This is a genomic window from Amycolatopsis sp. TRM77291, from assembly GCF_054166285.1.
Genome location: NZ_JBSZHF010000001.1, coordinates 6,727,411 through 6,746,752, shown reverse-complemented (window position 1 = coordinate 6,746,752; position 19,342 = coordinate 6,727,411). Strand labels below are relative to the sequence as shown.

General features: G+C 67.6%; 19 protein-coding genes. 12 read left to right on the top strand and 7 right to left on the bottom strand.

Features of this window, described 5'->3' with window-relative positions; all coding sequences use genetic code 11:
• Nucleotides 1–54 precede the first annotated feature (54 nt).
• The 5 genes from ACXIZN_RS31320 to ACXIZN_RS31300 all read left to right on the top strand — a co-directional run bounded on the left by ACXIZN_RS31320 (nt 55) and on the right by ACXIZN_RS31300 (nt 5,358).
• On the top strand, nt 55–1,638 hold the full coding sequence (locus ACXIZN_RS31320; protein WP_457958668.1) for an FtsK/SpoIIIE domain-containing protein: 1,584 nt from the start codon (nt 55–57) through the stop codon (nt 1,636–1,638).
• Complete coding sequence (locus tag ACXIZN_RS31315) at nt 1,635–3,290, top strand: replication initiator (protein ID WP_457958666.1); 1,656 nt, start codon at nt 1,635–1,637, stop codon at nt 3,288–3,290. The genes ACXIZN_RS31320 and ACXIZN_RS31315 overlap by 4 nt, the downstream gene beginning before the upstream one ends.
• A 12-nt stretch (nt 3,291–3,302) precedes the next feature.
• Complete coding sequence (locus ACXIZN_RS31310; RefSeq protein ID WP_037333131.1) at nt 3,303–3,515, top strand: helix-turn-helix domain-containing protein; 213 nt, start codon at nt 3,303–3,305, stop codon at nt 3,513–3,515.
• A 293-nt stretch (nt 3,516–3,808) separates the two neighbouring features.
• Nucleotides 3,809–4,642 (top strand): tyrosine-type recombinase/integrase, encoded by an 834-nt coding sequence (locus ACXIZN_RS31305; protein WP_457958664.1) that lies wholly within the window; start codon nt 3,809–3,811, stop codon nt 4,640–4,642.
• 86 nt (nt 4,643–4,728) lie between these two features.
• Nucleotides 4,729–5,358 (top strand): hypothetical protein, encoded by a 630-nt coding sequence (locus tag ACXIZN_RS31300; protein ID WP_457958662.1) that lies wholly within the window; start codon nt 4,729–4,731, stop codon nt 5,356–5,358.
• A 191-nt stretch (nt 5,359–5,549) separates the two neighbouring features.
• Here the strand turns inward: ACXIZN_RS31300 and ACXIZN_RS31295 are convergent, their stop codons facing one another.
• Nucleotides 5,550–6,329 carry a S1 family peptidase gene (locus ACXIZN_RS31295; RefSeq protein WP_457958661.1) on the bottom strand — a complete coding sequence of 260 codons (780 nt, stop codon included), beginning with the start codon at nt 6,327–6,329 and terminating at the stop codon, nt 5,550–5,552.
• Nucleotides 6,330–6,486: 157 nt separating this feature from the next.
• Between ACXIZN_RS31295 and ACXIZN_RS31290 the strand changes: the two genes are divergently transcribed.
• Nucleotides 6,487–7,308 carry an arylamine N-acetyltransferase family protein gene (locus tag ACXIZN_RS31290; RefSeq protein ID WP_457958659.1) on the top strand — a complete coding sequence of 274 codons (822 nt, stop codon included), beginning with the start codon at nt 6,487–6,489 and terminating at the stop codon, nt 7,306–7,308.
• A gap of 4 nt (nt 7,309–7,312) precedes the next feature.
• On the opposite strand, the gene ACXIZN_RS31285 is transcribed toward ACXIZN_RS31290, so the two are convergent.
• Together ACXIZN_RS31285 and ACXIZN_RS31280 are read right to left on the bottom strand one after the other, a co-directional pair.
• Nucleotides 7,313–7,612 (bottom strand): GNAT family N-acetyltransferase, encoded by a 300-nt coding sequence (locus ACXIZN_RS31285; RefSeq protein WP_034310435.1) that lies wholly within the window; start codon nt 7,610–7,612, stop codon nt 7,313–7,315.
• Nucleotides 7,609–10,386, bottom strand: coding sequence for an EAL domain-containing protein (locus ACXIZN_RS31280; protein WP_457958658.1), 2,778 nt, complete (start codon nt 10,384–10,386; stop codon nt 7,609–7,611). Before ACXIZN_RS31280 ends, ACXIZN_RS31285 begins: the two co-directional genes overlap by 4 nt.
• Nucleotides 10,387–10,632: 246 nt before the next feature.
• Here ACXIZN_RS31280 and ACXIZN_RS31275 point away from each other — a divergent pair, with 246 nt between their 5' ends.
• Nucleotides 10,633–11,157: a serine/threonine protein kinase gene (locus tag ACXIZN_RS31275; protein ID WP_457958656.1), complete on the top strand. Its 525-nt coding sequence runs from the start codon at nt 10,633–10,635 to the stop codon at nt 11,155–11,157.
• Here ACXIZN_RS31275 and ACXIZN_RS31270 read toward each other — a convergent pair.
• Nucleotides 11,154–12,503 carry a nucleobase:cation symporter-2 family protein gene (locus ACXIZN_RS31270; protein ID WP_457958654.1) on the bottom strand — a complete coding sequence of 450 codons (1,350 nt, stop codon included), beginning with the start codon at nt 12,501–12,503 and terminating at the stop codon, nt 11,154–11,156. The two genes, ACXIZN_RS31275 and ACXIZN_RS31270, sit on opposite strands and share 4 nt — an antisense overlap.
• A gap of 89 nt (nt 12,504–12,592) precedes the next feature.
• On the opposite strand from ACXIZN_RS31270, the gene ACXIZN_RS31265 reads away from it, so the two are divergent.
• The gene (locus tag ACXIZN_RS31265) at nt 12,593–13,807 is read left to right on the top strand and encodes an NAD(P)/FAD-dependent oxidoreductase (RefSeq protein WP_457958653.1); all 1,215 of its coding nucleotides are present in this window, start codon (nt 12,593–12,595) and stop codon (nt 13,805–13,807) included.
• 33 nt (nt 13,808–13,840) lie between these two features.
• The gene (locus ACXIZN_RS31260; protein WP_457958651.1) at nt 13,841–14,560 is read left to right on the top strand and encodes a Clp protease N-terminal domain-containing protein; all 720 of its coding nucleotides are present in this window, start codon (nt 13,841–13,843) and stop codon (nt 14,558–14,560) included.
• Between the two features lie 285 nt (nt 14,561–14,845).
• Here the strand turns inward: ACXIZN_RS31260 and ACXIZN_RS31255 are convergent, their stop codons facing one another.
• A complete protein-coding gene (locus ACXIZN_RS31255; protein ID WP_457958649.1) occupies nt 14,846–15,754 on the bottom strand; it encodes an MBL fold metallo-hydrolase in 909 nt (302 codons plus the stop codon).
• 219 nt (nt 15,755–15,973) lie between these two features.
• On the opposite strand from ACXIZN_RS31255, the gene ACXIZN_RS31250 reads away from it, so the two are divergent.
• The 3 genes from ACXIZN_RS31250 to ACXIZN_RS31240 are packed head-to-tail and all read left to right on the top strand — an operon-like array spanning nt 15,974 to nt 18,520.
• Complete coding sequence (locus tag ACXIZN_RS31250) at nt 15,974–16,831, top strand: helix-turn-helix domain-containing protein (protein ID WP_126733165.1); 858 nt, start codon at nt 15,974–15,976, stop codon at nt 16,829–16,831.
• Between the two features lies 1 nt (nt 16,832).
• On the top strand, nt 16,833–17,648 hold the full coding sequence (locus ACXIZN_RS31245) for an SAM-dependent methyltransferase (protein WP_457958647.1): 816 nt from the start codon (nt 16,833–16,835) through the stop codon (nt 17,646–17,648).
• Between the two features lie 14 nt (nt 17,649–17,662).
• A complete protein-coding gene (locus tag ACXIZN_RS31240) occupies nt 17,663–18,520 on the top strand; it encodes an SAM-dependent methyltransferase (RefSeq protein ID WP_192747662.1) in 858 nt (285 codons plus the stop codon).
• Nucleotides 18,521–18,524: 4 nt separating this feature from the next.
• Here the strand turns inward: ACXIZN_RS31240 and ACXIZN_RS31235 are convergent, their stop codons facing one another.
• Nucleotides 18,525–18,788 carry a hypothetical protein gene (locus ACXIZN_RS31235; protein ID WP_185927113.1) on the bottom strand — a complete coding sequence of 88 codons (264 nt, stop codon included), beginning with the start codon at nt 18,786–18,788 and terminating at the stop codon, nt 18,525–18,527.
• Between the two features lie 5 nt (nt 18,789–18,793).
• Nucleotides 18,794–19,066: a hypothetical protein gene (locus ACXIZN_RS31230; RefSeq protein WP_192747663.1), complete on the bottom strand. Its 273-nt coding sequence runs from the start codon at nt 19,064–19,066 to the stop codon at nt 18,794–18,796.
• Between the last annotated feature and the right edge of the window lie 276 nt (nt 19,067–19,342).

Sequence of the window (19,342 nt, the reverse complement as noted above, 5' to 3'; positions counted from 1 at the left end):
GATGCTGCCGCTGCCGATCGTGGTTCCCGCTGCTGGTCTGCGGGGTGGTCGGTGATGAACACGCAGGAGATCATGACCACCCTTGCGGTCGGCGGGGGCCTGGCGGTCGTGTTGTGGGTGCTGGCCAAGGTCGGCCGTGTGCTGGCGAGTGTGTTCGAGGCGCTGGCCGCGTTGGCGGTGCTCGGCGTGGCGTTGTGGGGTCTGCTGCGGGCGGTCGGCTGGGTTGTTCGGCAACTCGTCGGGCACTGGCGTACCTGCCTGGCGCTGCTGGGGTTGTGGGCCTGGTGCACGGTGCTGGGCTGGGTGTCCCTCGTTGTCACGGTCGGCGTGTTGGCGGCGGTGCTGCTGATGTGGTGGCGGTTGGACGAGGTGGGCTACGACCTGTGGTGCGGGCGGTGGCTGCGGGCGTGCTGGCTGCGCTGGGCGCTCTACGGTCGCAAGCTCGCCGGATGGTTGCACGCCTGCGGGCTGACTGTCCGGGATGACGCGATTCCCGTTGATGTGACGGTGAATCTGGTGTCCCGTCGGCGCAAGCGTGAGGCGGTCGCGAAGGCGCGTCAGGCGTCCGGGGTGGCGGTGCCGAAACTGCTGTCGGTCCGCTCCGGTCCGTCGTGGGATGAGGTCCGGGTCCGGCTGGTCCCTGGGCAGAAGCCGGAAGACTTCGATGAGGTCGCGCGAGAGCTGGCGGTGGCGCGCAAGGTCGCGCGGTGTCAGGTGCGGGAGCTTGAGCCGGATGTGGTGTCCATCGACTTCATGCGCCGCGACCTGTTGGACTCGGCGGTGACGTGCTTGCCGGTCCCGGAGATGGTCTCCGTGGACGGCTCGGGCGTAGACCTGCGGGCGGTGTACGCGGGTTCGACCGAGTACGGCACGCCGTGGACGCTGCCGCTGGTCGGTGGTGGCGCGCACACGCTCGTGGCTGGTGCGTCGGGGTCGGGGAAGGGCTCGGTCCTGTGGGCTCCGCTGGTGTCGGCTGCGGCACCGATCCGCGCCGGTCTCGTCCGTGTGTCCGGGATCGACCCGAAGGCGGTCGAACTTGCTTACGGTCGCGGGATCTTCGCTCGCTACGGGGTGTCCGGCAAGGAAGCGCTGGATGTCCTCGACGCGCTGATGGAGGAGCTGGAGAACCGGAAGCGCGTCTTCGCCGGGAACACTCGTCAGGTCCCGGTCTCGACGGAGTATCCGGTGGAGCTGCTGGAGTTCGACGAGGTCGGCGCTCTGACTCGCTACACCGACCGCAAGACCCGTGACGCGATCGTGGAACGGGTCGCGATCCTGACCACTCAGGGGCGGGCGCTCGGGTTCGCGGTCCGGGGCTATGTCCAGGAGCCGACCAAGGAAACCGTTCCGGTGCGGGAGCTGTTCACCCGTCGTATCTGCCTGCGGGTGACCGCGAAGAGTCAGGTCCCGATGGTCCTCGGGGACGGCGCCTATGAGCGTGGGGCGTGGGCGAACCGGATTCCGGAGTCGGCGGCCGGTGTCGGCTACGTCTGGGGCGAAGGCATCCGCGAACCGCTGCGCGTGCGGGCCGGGTGGGTTCCGGACCAGACCATCAAGCACCTGGAGCACTACGTCACCAACGGCGGTGCCTCGGTCATCCACCTGTCAGACCGGCGCGGCGAGAGGGGGACGGCATGACCAGCACAACCACAGATCCCCAGATCGAGGACACTGCGGCAAGCCCGCCGGCCACGAATGGACGAATCCGCGGTGCCTTGTCGACAGAGGTCGTGAAGGCCACCGCGGAAAAGCACGGCGTGTGCGTCCGGCCCTTCACGATGGAGGTCGGGGACACCGAAACCGGCGAGATCCGGTACGTGCCCGTGCCGTGCGGGTCGACGGTCGAATCGGTGTGCCTTCCGTGTGCTCGCAAGGCAAAGGCGCTTCGTCAGGCGCAGTGTCGTGAGGGCTGGCACATGACCGAGGAACCCGTCATCGAACGGGAAACCCCCTCGGAGACCCAAACGGAGCTGCTGACGTTCCGGGCTGATCTGGCGGCGCACTACCGGGACGCGATCGAAGCCGGGGAGGAGGTCGAAGCGGAGGAACTGCGGGCAGAGTTCGCGACGGTGGACGAGGAGCTACGGGCGTCGGGGATGACGGGTCGCCTGCCCGCTCTCGACGTCCCGGAGAAGCGTCCAGTGAAGCGGTCGACCAAACGGCGGCAGGACGCGCCGAACTTGCCACGCCGCAAGGTCGCCAAGACCACCGTGGGCCGTGAGTTCGCGGGGAAGTTCCGGCCGTCGATGTTCGTCACGCTCACCTGCGACACCTACGGCCCGGTCCGCTCCGATGGTTCGCCGGTGAACCCGTCGACGTATGACTACCGGCGGGCTGCCCGGGACGCGGTGCACTTCTCGGCGCTGGTGGACAGGTGGTGGCAGAACCTGCGGCGGGTGGTCGGCTGGGACGTGCAGTACTTCGCCACCGTGGAACCCCAACGGCGGGCGGCTCCGCACCTGCACACCGCCCTACGTGGCTCCATCTCGCACGAGGTCATCCGGATGGTCACGGAGGCCACCTATCACCAGGTGTGGTGGCCCAACCATGACGAGATCATCTACACGGACCGGGAACCGTTGTGGGACATGCGTTCCCGGACGTTTGTGGATCCGGACACTCGGAAGCCGCTGCCGTCGTGGGATGAGGCCGTGGAGGCGGTGGAGGAACCGGCGCATGTGGTCACGTTCGGCCGTCAGGTGCACTCCAAGGGGATCTTGGGTGGTACCGAGGAATCCGGGCGTCACATCGGCTACCTCACCAAGTACCTGACGAAATCCACAGGTGAGGTGGTCGACGCGGACACCGTCGCGCAGCGGGATCACCACGACCGTCTTCACGCTGAGCTGGCGGTGACCCCGTGTTCGCCTCGGTGCGCTGTGTGGCTGCTGTACGGCATCAACCCCAAGGGAGCCAACGGAAAGACTGTTCCCGGACACTGCAAGGGACGCGCTCACCGTCGAACGACACTCGGACTTCCTGGGCGGCGGGTGCTGGTGTCCCGGAAGTGGTCGGGCAAGACCGTGGCTGACCACAAGGCGGACCGGAAGGGCTTCGTCCTGGACGCGCTGGCCGCTGTCGGCATCACCAAGGAACAACCCGAACCGGACCGGTTCGTCTGGCGCAAGGTCGAACCCGGCGACACCCACTGCCCACCACGGGACCACCTGGTGATGCGCGCCATCTCCGAACGGATCACCTGGAAGGCCGAGTACGACCGAGCACTACTCGCCGCACAGGGGCCACCCGGTGAACGTCCGGAAACTTCGGCAACTCGGCAAGCGGCCTAGGAAGGGGGAGACGTGGAGAAGAACTATCTGACAGTCGATGAAGCGGCTGAGTACCTGAACACGGGTGTCCGGTTCGTGCGGCGGCTGATCGCGGAACGGCGGATTGCCTTCCACAAGGTCGGCGTTCACGTTCGGCTGGCGGTCGCTGATCTGGACGCGTTCGTGATGGCGGGGCGCGTCGAGCCGGTACGGGTGAGCTGGTCCGCTGGTCGGGCGGTGGCGTGATGGCGAAGAAGCGGAGGCGGTTCGGATCGGTTCGGAAGCTGCCCTCCGGCCGGTTTCAGGCGTCGTTCCTCGGTCCGAACGGAGTGCGCCAGTACGCGCCGGACACGTTCCGGACCAGGACCGACGCTGATCGATGGCTGGTCGGCGTAGAGGCGGATATCAACAAGGGTGCTTGGCTGGACGACAAGCTAGGACGAGAAACGTTCGGCAACTACGCGGGTGCTTACCTTCGCGACAGTCCGAACATCGGTGACAGGTGGGAGGAGACGTGTCGGCGGAACATGCGCCTTCACATGACTGAGCTGCTGGACCTCCCGCTGATCGCGATCACCCCGCCGGTGGTGCGGAGCTGGTACGCGAAGGCCCTGCTCGGAGAGGGCGGGAAGACGTCGATCGGGCAGTCGTACCGCTTCCTCCGTGCCGTGATGAACTCGGCCAAGAGGGACGGGGCGATCGTGATCAACCCCTGCCAGATTCCCGGCGCGGGCTCGGACAAGGCCAAAGAGCGGGGCATCGCCACCCCTGGGCAGATCGTCGACCTCGTCGAGGCGATCACTCCTCGCTACCGGGCGGCTGTGCTGCTGGCGGCCTGGTGCGGCCTTCGTCGCGGTGAGGTCTGCGGCCTGCGGACGGCTGACGTGGACCTGGTGGACGGTGTCGTGTGGGTCCGGAAGAACCGGGTGGAGCTTCTGGAGAGTCCGAAGAAGTACGACAAGGACCCCAAGACGGACGCGGGGCGTCGGCCGGTGTCGGTCCCTCCGCACGTCATGCCGTACCTGCGGGATCACATGAAGGAGTGGGCGGGGCGGGATCGGTTCTTCGTCGGCAGGGACGGGCAGCCGATGCGAGGGAACGCGGTCTATCAGGCGTTCGTCCGGGCGCGGGTGAAGGTCGGCGTCGAGGTGAGCTATCACGACCTGCGGCACACGGGGCAGACGCTCGCGGCGAGTGCGGGTGCGACGCTGGCTGATCTTAAGAAGCGGCTCGGGCACGCGTCGGCGGCTGCGTCCCTCCGGTATCTCCACGCGGTCGAAGGGCGGGACAAGGAGGTAGCCGACCAGTTGAGCAAGCTCGCCGCACACGGGAACGCTGCCAAGCTGCCCAAGACAATCATCGTGAAGCACTGAGGGCGAACAGTCTCTTGAAGATCAATTCCCGGTGTCGTTTTGGCGACTTTGCAAACAGGTTCAATAGTCGGGCCGACTTGGAAGGCATGAAGTCGGACGTGCCGTTGTGGGTAGCTCTGCTGGTTCCTGCTGTCGGCTTCCTGGGCGTCCTGGCGGGCCAGTGGTTGACGTCCCGCCGGGACGCCCTCGGCCGTCGAGAGCAGCGGAAGCTAGCTAGGACGGAGACCTACGCCGAGTTTTACCAGTCTGTCGTCAAGTTGGTCGACAACGTCGAGCACGCGCGCCGAGACAAGTTTGGTGCATCTGGGCAGGCCGTCGTGCGCAAGTACTTCCCCCTCAGCATCGTGGCCTCGCGATCTGTGGATTGGGCCGCTGCGAAGCTTGCTGTTAAGGCGGGGTCGCTGACATCTGATCAGGCCCTCTCTGACGCGGAAGTGAAGGCGCTAGAGACGGATCTGTCCGACATGGCCGCTGTCGTCTTGAAGCGGATGAAGAGCGACTTAGATGGCGAGCATCGCGGGTGGGTGTATCCGCTCTGCGGGTGGGTCCGGCATCCCGGATGGTCGGCTCAGCGGTTGAAGCTCCGAGTACAGGACCGGTGGGGAGGGTTCAAGACGGAGCTTGAGGATGAATCCAAGGCACGGCCGGTTGTCGAAGGGCCAGACAAGCACGATGTTGCACGTGTGACGCACGCAGCCGACCCGCAACCCTCGTGACCAGCGGAAACGTCTGTGCCTGAAAAGCGGAAGGTCGCCGGTTCGACCCCGGCCCTGGCCACCGCTCGACGAACCGCCTCGATGGACATCGAGGCGGTTTTTTCATGCCTGGGAAAGGTTCACGCCAAAGCGCGGTGGCGGCCGATGTCGCAGGTGCATCGGGCGCCACCGCGCGGAGCGGGACCTGGCGTCTACTTACCGGTCTGCTGCTTGATCCAGTCGCCGAACGCGGTCACGTCGGTGTAGATGCCCGGCATCTCCGGGCAGCTGGCGGTCTGCCCGCGGCTCGTGGCGCCGACCAGCGTCCACTTGTCGCCCGACTTCACCACGGCGGGGCCGCCCGAGTCGCCGTAGCAGGCGCTCGCCTTGCCGCCCTGGTTGTCCATGCACAGCTCGGTCTGCGCGTCGTAGGCCCCGGAGCCGGAACATCCGGAGTCTTCGGCGACCTTGGTGTCGAGCTGCTGGAGAACCACCGGTGCTTCACCGCAGCCGCGCGTCGGACAGGTCAGCCCCCAGCCGATCTCGCGCACGTCGGTGCCCGCCGCCGGCGACTGGCCGATCTCGATCGGCGCCGCCTCCGCTGGCTTGCTCAGGTGCACCAGGGCGATGTCGTACGGGCCGGAGCCGTCGTACTTCTCGTGGACCACGAACTTGTCCACTTCGGCGACCTCGCCGCCCTTGGTGTGGTCGGTGGTGTTGAGGCGGTACTGCCAGTTCGACGGCTGCTCGCCCTCGACGCAGTGCGCGGCGGTCACCAGCCACTCCGGCGCGATCAGCGACGCGCCGCAGTTGTGGTCGCCGCTCTTGGTCTGCATGGACGCCATGAAGGTGTAGGTCTCGGTCGCGTCCACACCACCCACGATCAGCGGCTGAACGCCCGAGGGCGGTTCGGCGGCGGAAGCCGGCATCGCCAACCCGAGTACGGCGGCCGCTCCGGTCAGCAGACCGGCGACGAGGGAACGAGTCCTCATCTGCTTTCTCCTTCCACACCGGTGTGTTTCACCGGCTCACTCCGGAAGGGTGGCCAATCGTCACTCGTCCGTGGAAGTGACGAAAGTCGGTGGCCGTTGCCAGTTACCAGTTGGCGAACCTTGACCTCCAGTTAGGTGGAGGTGTCAATCTCGCAGTATGACAATCGCACCTGAGCAGGTCGACGAATGGACCGTCGGCACCCTCGACCTCGACGAGTACCTCGGCCGGATCGGGCAGGACCGCGCGAAACCTTCCGCCGCCGCGCTGCGTGAGCTGGCGAAGGCTCACGTCCTCGCCGTCCCGTTCGAGAACGTCGACGTCGTTTTGGGGCAACACAAGGGAATCGCGCTCGAAGACGTGATCGGCAAACTCGTCCGCCGTCATCGCGGCGGCTACTGTTACGAGCACGGAAGCCTTTTCGCCGCGGCCGCCGAGCAACTCGGCTACCCCGTGCGCCGCCTGGTCGCGCGGGTGCAGCCGCAGAAGAACGGGCCGTACACGCATATGACGCTCGTGGTCGAGGCGGACGGCGTCCCGCACCTGGTCGACGTCGGCTTCGGCGCCGGGATGCTGGTGCCGATGCCGCTGGTCGACGGCGCCGTCGTGGACCAGGCGGGCTGGCCGCACCGGCTGGTCGCCGACGGCGACTGGTGGCGTCTGCAGAAACAGGAAGGCGACGGCTGGACCGACCTGCACGCCTTCACGCTCACGCCGATGCACCTGATCGACTACGAGGTCTACCACCACTACACGTCGACGCATCCGCGGTCGCCGTTCACCGGGCAGCTGGTGGTCATGCGGCTGGAGGAAGGGCTCAGCCGCAAACTGGTCGGCGAAGAGTTCATCGTCGAACGCCCGGACGGGACCAAGGAGACCACCACGATCACGCCCGAGCGGCTCGACGCGACACTGCGCGAGCTGGACGTCGTCCTCACCGAGGACGAGCTCGCGAAGCTGCTGGCGATCTATCCGGGCTGAGCGCTCAGAGTTCGAATTCGGCGCGCTTGTCCTCGGGGACGAGATCCTCGTACTCGCGGTGCTTCGCGATGAACGAGCGCACGTACGGGCAGTAGGGCAGGACGGACCTGCCCTGCGCCCGGACGTCGTCGAGCGCCGCGGTCACGAGCTTGCCCGCCAGGCCCTGTCCCGCGAAATCGTCCGAGATCTCGGTGTGCAGGAACAGGATCGCGTCCGGGCGGGTGCGGGTATCCAGGAACCCGGCGACTTTCCCGTCCACCACGATGTCGTAGCGGTCTTTTCCGGCTTTGATCTCGACACTCATCCCAAGGCTCCGAAAAGTTCGTCCGGCGGCGCGGGGCGACCGAGATGGAAGCCCTGCGCCTGGTCACAACGCAGCTCGCGCAGGATCGCGAGCTGCTGTTCGTCTTCGACGCCTTCGGCGACGACGATCAGGTCGACCGCGTGCGCCATCGCGATGATGCTCTTGACGATCGCCGCCGCGTCGCGTGATTCCGCGATGCCGGTGACGAAGGTGCGGTCGATCTTGAGCGTATCCAAGGGGAGCCGTTGCAGCTGGGCGAGCGACGAGTAGCCGGTGCCGAAGTCGTCGATCGCCAGTGAGACACCGAGATCGCGCAACGACGTCAAGACTTCGGCGGCCGCGGCCTGGTCCCGCATCAGCGCGCTCTCGGTGACCTCCAGGGTCAGCGCGTGCGGCGGGAGCCCGGTGGTCTTCAGCGCGTCCTGCACCCCGGCGACCAGATGCGGATCGTCCAGCTGCCGGGCCGAGAGGTTCACCTTGAGGTTGAGGTCGATGCCGAGCTGCTCGCGCCGCCTGGCGATCTCGCGGGTGGTGGTGCGCAGGACGTACTTGCCGATCAGGTTGATCAGGTCGCTTTCCTCGGCCAGCGGGATGAACTCGGCGGGCGAGATCGTGCCGTGCGCCGGATGTTTCCAGCGCAGCAACGCCTCCACGGCGACCATCTCGCCGGATTCGATGTCCACGACCGGCTGGTACGCCGTCCAGAGCTCCTCGTTCTGCAGCGCGTCGCGGAGGTCCTGTTCCATCCGGAGGCGCCGCTGCATCCGCTCGCGCAGCTCGACGTCGAAGAACTCGTAGCGCGCCCGGCCGAGCGTTTTCGCTTGGTACATAGCGACATCCGCGTCGCGCAACAGGTCTTCGGCGGTCCGGGTGTCGTCGTTGGCCGCGGTGACGATGCCGATGCTGGCGTCGATGTGCAGCTGCCTGCCGTTGACGGTGATCGGCTCGGTCAGCGCTTCGCGCAGATGTTCGGCCAGCGCCTTGATCTCGTGCGGCTCGGTGATCTCCGCGGTCACGACGACGAATTCGTCGCCGCCCAGCCTGCCGACGAGATCGTTCTCGCCGATTCCACGGCGCAGCCGTTCGGCCGCGATGCGGAGCACCTTGTCACCGACCGAATGCCCGAGGGAATCGTTGATCACCTTGAACTTGTCGAGATCGATGAACAGCAGCGTGGTCAGCTCGGCGCGGCCGGCGCCGGAAAGCGCCTCGGCGAGGCTGTCCAGCACGAGCGTCCGGTTCGCGAGTTCGGTGAGCGGGTCGTGCGTGGCCTCGTGGGCGAGCCGTTCGCCGATGGCGCGACGTTCGGTGATGTCGGTGAACGAGGCGACCACCGCCAGGGCCGACGGGTCTTCCGGGGTCAGCAATCGCGAGGTCAGCGAGATCCAGACGTCGTCGCCGGCGGGCCTGCGCAACCGCAGTACGAGACCGGTCAGTGTGACACCGGTGCGGCGGGTGATCACCGACGGCATCCGGCCCGGCGGGATCCGGCCCTGTTCGTCGTACAGCTCCAGCGTCACGCACGGGACGCCGATGATGTCGTCATGGCCGACGCCGATGATCCGGCACGCCGCGGGATTGGCCGATTCGATGAGCCCGCCGGGGCCGATCACGACCACGCCTTCGTCGAGGGACGCGACCACCGTGCTGTAGTGCTGTTCGGCGCGGCGCCGGGCCGTTTCGTCGGCGCAGACCAGGACGAAGCCGTCGTTCATCTCCGCGGCCGAGACGCGGATGGCCAGGGTCGAACCGTTGCGATGGCGGTGCGTCGTCTGCATGACGCCGCCCCGGCGCAGCACCGTTTCCGGATCGAGCGCGGCGCCGACGAGGTCGCTGACCGTGCGGCCGATCGCCTCGCCCGCCGTCCAGCCGTAGACGTTCTCGGCGGCGGGGTTCCAGCTGGTCACCACGCCGGTGCCGCTGGTCGCGATGATCGCGTCGCTGACGTGGCTGATCAGCGCGGCCTGGTAGCGCAGGGTCGCTTCGGCGGCCTTCTGCGCGCTGATGTCGCGCATGATGACCTGGAACGCGGGCCTTCCTTCCCAGGTCGTACGCACCGAAATGCTCTGGACCAGGTACTTCGTGCCGTCGAGCCGGAGCATGACGGTGTCGGCGGGGTCGGTCGACGCGCCTTGGCGGTGGAGCGACGCGATCCTGTCCAGCAGGGCCGGGAGTGATTCGTCGGCGACGAAATCCATGATCGGCCGCCCGATCAGCTCGGCGGTCGAAGAAGCACCGAGCGCGGTGACGGCCGCTCGGTTGACGTAGGTGACAACGCCGGCTTCGTGGACACAGACCGCGTCGGGACTGAGTTCCACCAAAAGCCGGTAACGGTCAGTGAGATCTTCGAGGGCTTGCCGGTTCTCGCGGACGTCGGTGACGTCGGTGGCGATGCCGAGCAGTCCCGTCGAGCCGTTGTCGTCGCCGATGGTGCGGGCGCGCAGCCGGATCCAGCGGACCTCGCCCGCCGGGTTCCGGAACGACTGCTCGAGTTCGAACTCGCGCCACGGCGGGGAAGTGCGGGTGCCGGAGGTCAGCGGGGCCACCAGATCGGCGAGCCTCGACTCGATCTCGGCTTCGGTGAGGACGCCTCCACCCAGCAGGTTCTCCAGTCCGGGCAGCCAGGACAGGGTCTCGTGCTCGAAGTCGTACGACCAGATGGCGGCGTGGTCGCCCGCGAGGCCGAGATCGCCGACCTGCCCGTTACCGAACGGGGCTTCTGCCGGGCGACGGGAATTACCGGCTCCGGGCACGGCGAGGGCGTCAGCCTCCATGATCCGTCCGAACCCCCTCTTCCGGTGCTGGCACCGTCGATTACACCACCCGCCGGGGGCGCTGTATACGCGAACCGAAGGTCGGTCACCGCCGATATGCGCGGGAGCGGATGAATACACGCTGTGTGACTGGCCTACGCTGGCGTGTTCCATCGGGTGAATAATTTTTGGTTAACTTCACCCATTCGGCGGTGAGTTGCGGTAAAACTACTCTTCGCTCGTTCCCGGTGCGAAAGGTTTCAGCTGGTGGATGACGACGACGTTTCGGTCGCCGACCTGCTTATTCGCGAGGGCTGGGACGACCACGAGGAGTCACGGGCGAAGTCACGCTGGAGAGTTATCGCGGTGGTGATCGCCGTGGTCGTCGCCTGCGGTGCGGCCGCTGTCCTCGTCGGATTCGATTCGGAGCCCGAACCGAATGCGGCGCCGAACCAGATGAGCGTCATCGAGATGCCGAAGCGGCCTTCGGACAACGGGGGAGCGGGCGCGACGTCGCCGATCCCGTCCACCGAGACCGTCGTAACCGGCGAGGGGGAGCCTTCGTCGCGAACCAGCCGCACGACGTCCAGCCGTCGCACGTCGAGTTCGGCTGTACAGACGTCCGACTCCCCGGACCCCACCACCGCGCCGACGTCGTCGAACGCCCCCGCCGATCCCCCGCGGACGACCGGGTCGACCGTCGTTCCGCAGCCGCCCAACCCGACTCCGCCGCCGCCTTCGACGACGCCGACCGAAGAGTGCAAGCTGTGGCCGAAGTGGCTCTTCTGTTAGGGCGCCTGCAGTAGATCCGCGTCCCGGCGTTTGCCGAGGTGGTTGAACAGCAGGTTGAGGGTGAAGGCGACGATCGCGGCGACCGTGATCGGGCTGCCGCAGATGGTCTGTAGCCACGCCGGGAAATGCTGGAAGAAGATCGAATTCCCGAACCGGTTCGTGGCGAACGCGGGCAACAGTCCGACCCCCACCGACACCGCGACGATGAAGGTGTTGTGGTTGCCGGAGAACTCCACCTTCTTCAGGTTCTGCACGCCGACCGCGGCGACCATCGCGAACATGACCACCGCGACCGCGCCGATCACCGGCTCGGGTACGGCCGCGACGAACGCGCCGACCTTCGGCACCAGGCCCATCAACACGAGCAGGCCGCCCGCCATCGCGACCACCCATCGGCTGCGTACCCCGGTCATCTGCACGAGGCCGACGTTCTGCGCGAAAGCCGTGTCCGGGAACGAGTTCATCGCACCGCCGAGGATGGCCGAAAGGCCGTCGGTGGCGAGACCGCGCGCGAGGTCGGAATCCGTCGCGGGCCGTCCGGTGATCTCACCGACGGCGACCAGGTCCGCGGTGGATTCGGTGTAGGTCACCAGCATCACGACGCACATCGAAAGCACGGCCGCGATCGGGAAGGTCGGCGGTCCGAAGTGGAACGGTGACGCGAGGCCGAACCAGCCGGCGTCGGCGATGCCCTTGAAGCTCACCAGACCCATCGGGATGGCCGCGACCAGCCCGATCAGCAGCGCCAGCAGCGGGCCGATCTGGCTCGCGAACCCGCGCAGGACCCGGGTGAACAGCACGATCACCGCGATCACGCCGAACGCGAGCGCGATGTTGGCCGGCCTCGCGTAATCCGGTGATCCGGTGTCGTGTCCGGCGATGAGGCCGACGCCCGGGCCGATGAGCGAAATGCCGATGACCATGAGCAGCGTGCCCGAAACCAGCGGCGGGAAGAACCGGATCATCTTCGCGAACGGCTTCGCGATGAGCAGGCCGAAGACACCCGACGCGATCATCGCGCCGTAGACGGCCTGCATGCCGTACTGGGACGCGATCATGATCATCGGGTTGACCACGGTGAACGTCGCACCGGCCACCACCGGCAGCCGGATACCGAAGATCTTCCCGATCCCGACCGCCTGTATCAGCGTCGCGATGCCCGCGACCAGCAGATCCGCGTTGACCAGCAGTGCGATCGTCGCGGCGTCCAGCTTCAGCGCGCTGCCCACGACGAGCGGGACCGCAACCGAGCCCGCGTACATGATCGTCATGTGCTGCAGGCCGAGCAAGGTCAGCTTCGGCAGCGGCGGCCGGGCGTCGACCGGGTGGACCTCGGGCCTGCTCATGGAACCGACCGTAGCGCGTCGCCGCGTGAGGATCATGGTGCGACGGGGCGGTGTTGAATGGACATCGGGGTACAACGGAAGGAGCGCCGATGGAGACCGTCCTCGTCGTAGGGGCCGGGCAGAGCGGGTTCGGAGTGGCGACCTCGCTGCGGGACAAGGGGTTCGACGGCCGGGTGGTGCTGATCGGTGACGAACCCGGCCTGCCGTATCAGCGGCCGCCGCTTTCGAAGGGCTACCTCGCCGGGACCGCGGGCGACGCCCAGTTGCGTCTGCGGCCCGAGGACTTCTTCGCGGAGAAGGACATCGAGCTGATCCCCGGCCGTGTCGCGACGGTGGATCGCGACGCCTCGCAGGTCGTACTCGAGGACGGAAGCGCCCACCAGTACGACCACCTCGTCCTCGCGACGGGCTCGGACAACCGTGTCCTGCCGGTTCCTGGGTCCACTTTGGACGGCGTGTTCACCCTGCGCACCAAGGACGACGCCGACGTTTTGCGTGCCGCGCTGGAAAGCGCGGCGAACGTGGTGGTGATCGGGGGCGGGTTCATCGGGCTCGAATTCGCCGCGCACGCCGGGCGGCCCGTGACGATCGTGGAGGCGCAGGACAGGCTGATGGCCCGTGTCGCGACTCCCGAGGTCTCGGCGTACTTCGCGGCTCTGCATGAGGGGGCCGGGCACACGATCCTGCTCGGCACCGGCGTCGCCGCGTTGCACGGTGACGGCCGGGTGTCCGAGGTGGAACTGAGCGACGGCAGCCGGCTGCTCGCCGACCTGGTGCTGGTCGGGGTCGGGGTGGTGCCGCGGACACGGCTCGCCGAAGAGGCGGGGCTCGCCGTGGCGAACGGTGTCGTCGTCGACGAGCATCTGCGCACGAGCGACCCGAAGATCTCGGCGGTGGGGGACTGCGCGAACTTCCCGTGTGTCCAAGCGGGTACGGCGACCCGGCTGGAGTCGGTGCAGAACGCCGTCGACCAGGCGCGGGCCGTCGCGGCCGTCATCGCCGGTGAACCCGCGCCCTACGAGAGCCTGCCGTGGTTCTGGACCGACCAGCTCGGCGCGAAACTGCAGATCGCCGGGCTGCTGACCGGGGCGGACAAGACCGTCGTGACCGGGGACCGGGAGGGCGGGAAGTTCTCGGTGCTGTCGTTCCGCGAAGGCGTGCTCGTCGGAGTGGAGTCGGTGAACCGGCCGCCGGACCACATCGCCGCGCGCCGCCTGTTCGCCGCGGATCCGGAACCACGGTTCGAGACGCTGGAGGCCAACGGCTTCGACCTCAAGGCCACCTTGGCGTCAACCCGAGGTTGACGATCGCGGCTCCGTCAACCTAAAGTTGACGGCATGACGAATCCAGTCCGACTAGACGACCTCATCTCGCACATCAAGCAGCAGCATCCCGACGGTGACGTGCTCGGCCAGCTGTCCGACGCGGTCTTCCTCGGTGAGCACCTCGGCGAAGTGGCCGACCATCTGATCGGTCACTTCGTCGACCAGGCGCGCCGATCCGGCGCGTCCTGGACCGAAATCGGCAAGAACATGGGGGTGTCCAAACAGGCCGCCCAGAAGCGCTTTGTCGACTCCAGTGGCTCTTCGCTCGAAGATCTGGTGAAGGTGTTCAGCCGCTACACCGATCGCGCGCGGCACGTCGTCGTCGCGTCACGGGACGCGGCTGTCACGGCGAAGAGCCCGCAGATCGAACCCGTGCACCTGGTCCTCGGCCTGCTCTCGGAACCGGCCGCGCTCGCCGCCGGGGCGATCGTGGCGCAGCAGGTGACTCTCGAAGCCGTCCGCGAGGCCGCTGAGGCGAGGCTGCCGGACCCCGCCGGCGAACCGGTGGAGGCGGCGAAGATGGCGTTCGGCGCGCAAGCCAAGAAGGCGCTGGAACTGACCATGCGGGAGTCGCTGCGGCTCGGGCACAACTACATCGGCACCGAGCACATCCTGCTGGCCCTGTTCGAGCTCGGCGACGACCTCCTGACCGGGCTCGGGCTCACGAAGGAGAAGACCGAGAAGCTGATCCTGCAGGCGCTGACGGAGATCGTCGCGGCGCGCGGGACATGACGCGGGTCGCGCTCACCGTCCTCGTGTTCGTCGCCCTTGTCCTGTTGGCCGCGTGATGGCCCCCTGGTAAGCGGGGGCCATCACGCGGCCTGTCAGCCCTGTCAGCCCTGTCAGGCGGAGGACTCGGGACGCCCGTCGGCCGCCCAAGCGGTGTGGAACGAACCCTCGCGGTCGACGCGGCGGTACGTGTGNGGCCTGGGGTGGGTTGCGAAAGCCACTTTCGCAACCTTCAACGTCGCGAAAGTGGCTTTCGCAACACGCGGCGGGCGCGGAGGTGCGAGGCCGTCAGGAGAAGCAGCGGATCGGCGCGCCGTTGAAGGTGACCATGTCCGCCAGCGCGGCCCCCAGATCGATCGGCGCACCCCACGCCAGTCCGTCCAGTTCGGCGTAGGCCCGGTGCAGGTTCGCCGGAAGCCGTTCCTGTTCGGACAGTGCCGCGTAGGGCCCGAGATCCGCTTCGCGAGCGGCCTGAAGCGGCGTCAGCCCGGCGGCCTGCCCGTGTGAAGCGAGTTTCTGCAGGAAACCCAGATATCCGTCGACGACGTCGATCGCTTCGGGGCCGCAAACCGGCCCGTGGCCCGGCACGATCGTCTCCGGCTCCAGTTCGCGGACCAGGTCCAGCGCCTTCCGCCAGCCGGCGGGCGAGCCCATCAGCGCGAAGGGGCTGCCGCCGTTGAAGATCAGGTCGCCGACGAACAGCACCCGCCGTTCCGGCAGCCAGACCAGTACGTCGTTGGTGGTGTGCGCCGCGTGTCCGGGGTGGATCAGCTCCAGCCGGACGTCGCCGGCGTGCACGGTCAGCCGGTCGTCGAACAGCACCTCGGGCGGCCGCAGTTCCAGATGGCCCCAGTCGTTGCCGGTGAACGAGTTCTCGTAGGTGTTGATCCCGGTCGCGACCATCACCTCGCGCGTCTTCCGGTGCCCGATGATCGTCGCGCCCGCCGCCAGGTAGTTGCCGTTCGTGTGGTCGCCGTGGTGATGCGTGTTGACCACGGTGGTCACCGGCGCCCCGCCTGCCGACTCCGCCGTCGCCAGCAGTGCCCTGGTACGCCGTTCGGTCGAACAAGTGTCGATCAGCACCGTGTGATCGCCCGCGGCGACGAAGCTGCAATTGTTGATCCACCACGAGCCGTCCGGCTGAACGTAGCCGAAGACACCATCGGTGACCTGGCTGGCGAAGGGGGATTGGTCCACTCGGTCACTATGCCCGAGCGGCGTGCCCGAAATGTGACGAGATCGCTCCGCCACCAGGGTGACGTACCAGGTGACTGGTGTTTTCGGCCGTTTCCTGGAACGCTGCGCAATGTCATCATCGAACCCCTCAAGGTGAAGTACCCTGGGTGGGTTCGAGTATTCGCGCGCAGGACCGCGGGCAGCCGCGGTCCTGGTTATGTGGTCCGGGAGAGCAAGGCGATGGCCAGCACCGTCACCTCGCGCCGGAAGCAGCTCGGGAACGAGCTCCGGCATGCCCGCAACGCCGCGCGGATGACACAGCAGCAGGTCGCCGAGGTTCTCGGCTGCACCCAGGGCAAGGTCAACAAGATCGAGTCCGGTGCCGTCGGGGTCAAGCTCGGGGATGTGCGATCCATGCTGAACGCGTTCGGGATCAACGGCGACGAGGCCGACACGTTGATGAACCTGGCCCGCGCCGCGGCCGGGCAGCGCGGCCACTGGTCCGGCTACCGATCCGTGGTGCCGCACTGGTTTCGCACCTTCACCGACCTCGAACCCGCGGCCGCGGAGATCCTCACCTGGCACGGCGAGCGCATCCCCGGCCCGTTGCAGTCCGAGCACTACATGCTCAAGCAGTTCACCGAAGCGGGCGCCACGGACGTCACCTCGCTGGTCCGCAACCGGCTGGACCGCAAGGCCGTCTTCGAACAGCAGCAGCCGCCCTACTACCGGTTCATCATCAGCGAAGGCGCCTTGCGCCGCGCTCCGGGCGGCTCCGCCCCGGCGGTGATGCTGGACCAGGTCGAGCATCTGCTGGCGCTGGACAAGCATCCGCGCGTGTACGTGCACGTGCTGCCGTTCGGCGCGCGCCTCGCCGCGGTGCCCAACGACTTCACCATCATGCGGTTTCCCGATCGCACCAGGGATTTCGTCTACATCGAACATTCCGCGGGCGGGTTGTACCTCGACGACGTCAAGGACTTCAACATCTTCGTCGACTCCTGGGACAGGCTGCGCGGTGCCGCGCTGGAACGCCAGGAGACCCGGCAGTTCCTCAAGGAACTCGCCGAGCTGTACAGAACCCAGATGCAATCCTGAGATGGACCCGCGGTTCCTGCCCGACGGCGTGGATCTCGAGCGGCCCAACGCCGCCCGGATCTACGACTGGGCGCTCGGCGGAACCGCGAACTGGGCGGTGGACCGGGAATTCGGCGAACAGCTGGTCAAGGCGTTCCCGCTCGTCCGCGCCCTCGCCAGGGCCAACCGGGCCTTCCTCGGCCGTTCGGTGCGGTACTGCGCCGAGCACGGCGTGAACCAGTTCCTCGACCTCGGTTCCGGCGTGCCGACGGTCGGCAACGTCCACGAGATCGCCGACGACGCCGACGGCGACAGCCGGTGCGTGTACGTCGACAACGAACCGGTCGCCGTGGCGCACGCCAGGATCCTGCTGGAGAGGAACGGGGATCCCGCCAGGCACGCGGTGCTCGGCGGCGACCTGCGCGACGCGGACGACATCTGGGAACGGGCCATCGACACCGGCGTCCTCGATCCGGCGAAACCGGTCGCCCTGCTCACCGTCGCGGTCCTGCATTTCGTGCCGGGCCCCGAGCTCGCCGCCGTCGTCGCGCGCTACCGGAGGCTGCTGCCCGAGGGTTCCTTCTACGTCCTGTCCCACGTCACGATGTCCGACGTGGAGGGTGAGGAGCTGGGACAGGTGCAGCGCGTCGTGAAGCAGTACGAACAGTCGAGCACGCCCGTGTCCTTCCGCGACAAGGAAGAGATCCTCGGTTTCTTCGGCGATTTCGAGCTCGTGGCACCGGGTCTCGTCCCGGTCGGCGCATGGCGGCTGGACGACCCCCACTCGCCTGCGCTTAACTGCGCCATCGGCGGGGTCGCCCGCAAACCCGGTTTCTGACGAGGTGTGACGGTATGACTACGCAGCAGGATCCCAGCGACCCGGTGGCCCCCGAGGGTGTCGATCTCGAGCGACCCAACGTGGCCAGGGTGTACGACTGGTTCCTCGGCGGTTCGGCCAACTGGGCCATCGACCGCGAGTTCGGCTCGCAGGTGCTGAAGCAGTTCCCGGAGGTCAAGACGTTCGCCCGCGTCGGCCGCGACTTCCTCGGCCGCGGCGTGGGTTACCTTGCCCGCCAGGGGATCACGCAGTTCCTCGACATCGGCTCCGGCGTGCCCACCGTCGGCAACGTCCACCAGGTCGCGAGCGCGATCAATCCCGACAGCCGGGTCGTGTACGTCGACATCGAGCCGGTCGCCGTCGCGCATTCCCAGCTGCTGCTGGAAAGGGAGGGACTGCTCGGGCGGCACGCGGTCCTGCAGGGCGACGTACGGGATCCCGACGACATCTGGAAACGCGCCCTCGAGACCGGAGTGCTCGACCCGCGGCAGCCGATCGGGCTGGTCCTGGTCGGCCTGCTGTACTTCCTCGGCCCGGAGGAGCCCGTGCACGAGATGGTCCAGCGATATCTCGATTTCCTGCCGTCGGGTTCGTACTTCCTGTCCTCGCATCTGACCGAGGACGGCGTCACCCGCAAGGAAGGCGACAACCGGGAGAACGTCCAGGAGCTGTACAAGAAGACGAGCGCGCCGTTCCATCTGCGGTCCCGCGCGGAGTTCGCCGCGTTCTTCGACGGCCTGGAGATGGTGGAGCCGGGTATCGACTGGATGGCCACCTGGCATCTCGACGAAGCGGATTCCCGGGCTAGCGACCGGTTCGCGGACGACCCGACCTTCACCGGCGGGCTCGGCGGGCTGGGCCGCAAGCCCTGAGCGATCAGGCCCGGCCGGTCAGATGCCCGACCATGGGTGTCAGGTCGAACCGACCTTCGAGCGGCCGGCCGGTCCTGATCGGGTCCCGGTGCGCGCCGGGCGCGTCGATCTCCGAGTTCCACGGCGGCTGTTTGCGCAGCGGCGCCTGGATGAGGCTGAACCCGAACCGCTGACGCAGTTCGAGCCCGATGGTGCGGTGGTGATGCTTCGCCGAGGCCAGGCGTTCGTCCTCACGGCGGAACAGCAGCGTGGTGAGACGGACGGCCATGGCGGTCACACCCCCCGGCTCGGACGCGGCAACCGCGCCTGGTCGGCCGAACCGGCGAGGCCGAGGCAACGTTCACAGGGCATCCCCGAACCGACGGGGACCCATTCCAGGTGGTCGTACGGCATCGCCGCGCCGCAGCGGGCGTGCAGGAACTCGGGGTGCGAACCCCCGGTGTGCAAGTCGAAGAGATGTGCGGAGCGGCGGCTTTCGCCCGCCGTCCCGGCCATGAGCCTGCCGACGGCCAGTACCGTCGACGGCATGGTGTCCTGAATGATCACGCTGATCCTCCCCCACGAGGTCGGCGGTGGGTGGTCATGCGCCGCGGGGTGGGTGTTCCTGCCGGTCACCTGCCGTCGGTGTCCTGCCGGAACGGCGAAACTCCCTGCTGACGCACCCGGTGACGCCGTCGCCGGGGTGTCCGCGTGCTGCGAGCGAATCACCAACAACCGAGCCCCGGCCGCTGCGATTAATCCTACTCCTGGAATAATCTTCATGTCGAGGGTGGGCGGAGTTGATCACCCACTTGGCCGTGCGGGATAGTCCCGTTGAGGCAG

What these genes read in the sequence shown, in the direction of transcription:
- ACXIZN_RS31320 (WP_457958668.1), top strand. Translation starts at nt 55, where the DNA reads ATGAACACGCAGGAGATCATGACCACCCTTGCGGTCGGCGGGGGCCTG.
- ACXIZN_RS31315 (WP_457958666.1), top strand. Translation starts at nt 1,635, where the DNA reads ATGACCAGCACAACCACAGATCCCCAGATCGAGGACACTGCGGCAAGC.
- ACXIZN_RS31305 (WP_457958664.1), top strand. Translation starts at nt 3,809, where the DNA reads ATGACTGAGCTGCTGGACCTCCCGCTGATCGCGATCACCCCGCCGGTG.
- ACXIZN_RS31300 (WP_457958662.1), top strand. Translation starts at nt 4,729, where the DNA reads ATGAAGTCGGACGTGCCGTTGTGGGTAGCTCTGCTGGTTCCTGCTGTC.
- ACXIZN_RS31295 (WP_457958661.1), bottom strand. Translation starts at nt 6,329, where the DNA reads ATGAGGACTCGTTCCCTCGTCGCCGGTCTGCTGACCGGAGCGGCCGCC.
- ACXIZN_RS31290 (WP_457958659.1), top strand. Translation starts at nt 6,487, where the DNA reads ATGACAATCGCACCTGAGCAGGTCGACGAATGGACCGTCGGCACCCTC.
- ACXIZN_RS31285 (WP_034310435.1), bottom strand. Translation starts at nt 7,612, where the DNA reads ATGAGTGTCGAGATCAAAGCCGGAAAAGACCGCTACGACATCGTGGTG.
- ACXIZN_RS31280 (WP_457958658.1), bottom strand. Translation starts at nt 10,386, where the DNA reads ATGGAGGCTGACGCCCTCGCCGTGCCCGGAGCCGGTAATTCCCGTCGC.
- ACXIZN_RS31270 (WP_457958654.1), bottom strand. Translation starts at nt 12,503, where the DNA reads ATGAGCAGGCCCGAGGTCCACCCGGTCGACGCCCGGCCGCCGCTGCCG.
- ACXIZN_RS31265 (WP_457958653.1), top strand. Translation starts at nt 12,593, where the DNA reads ATGGAGACCGTCCTCGTCGTAGGGGCCGGGCAGAGCGGGTTCGGAGTG.
- ACXIZN_RS31260 (WP_457958651.1), top strand. Translation starts at nt 13,841, where the DNA reads ATGACGAATCCAGTCCGACTAGACGACCTCATCTCGCACATCAAGCAG.
- ACXIZN_RS31250 (WP_126733165.1), top strand. Translation starts at nt 15,974, where the DNA reads ATGGCCAGCACCGTCACCTCGCGCCGGAAGCAGCTCGGGAACGAGCTC.
- ACXIZN_RS31245 (WP_457958647.1), top strand. Translation starts at nt 16,833, where the DNA reads ATGGACCCGCGGTTCCTGCCCGACGGCGTGGATCTCGAGCGGCCCAAC.
- ACXIZN_RS31240 (WP_192747662.1), top strand. Translation starts at nt 17,663, where the DNA reads ATGACTACGCAGCAGGATCCCAGCGACCCGGTGGCCCCCGAGGGTGTC.
- ACXIZN_RS31235 (WP_185927113.1), bottom strand. Translation starts at nt 18,788, where the DNA reads ATGGCCGTCCGTCTCACCACGCTGCTGTTCCGCCGTGAGGACGAACGC.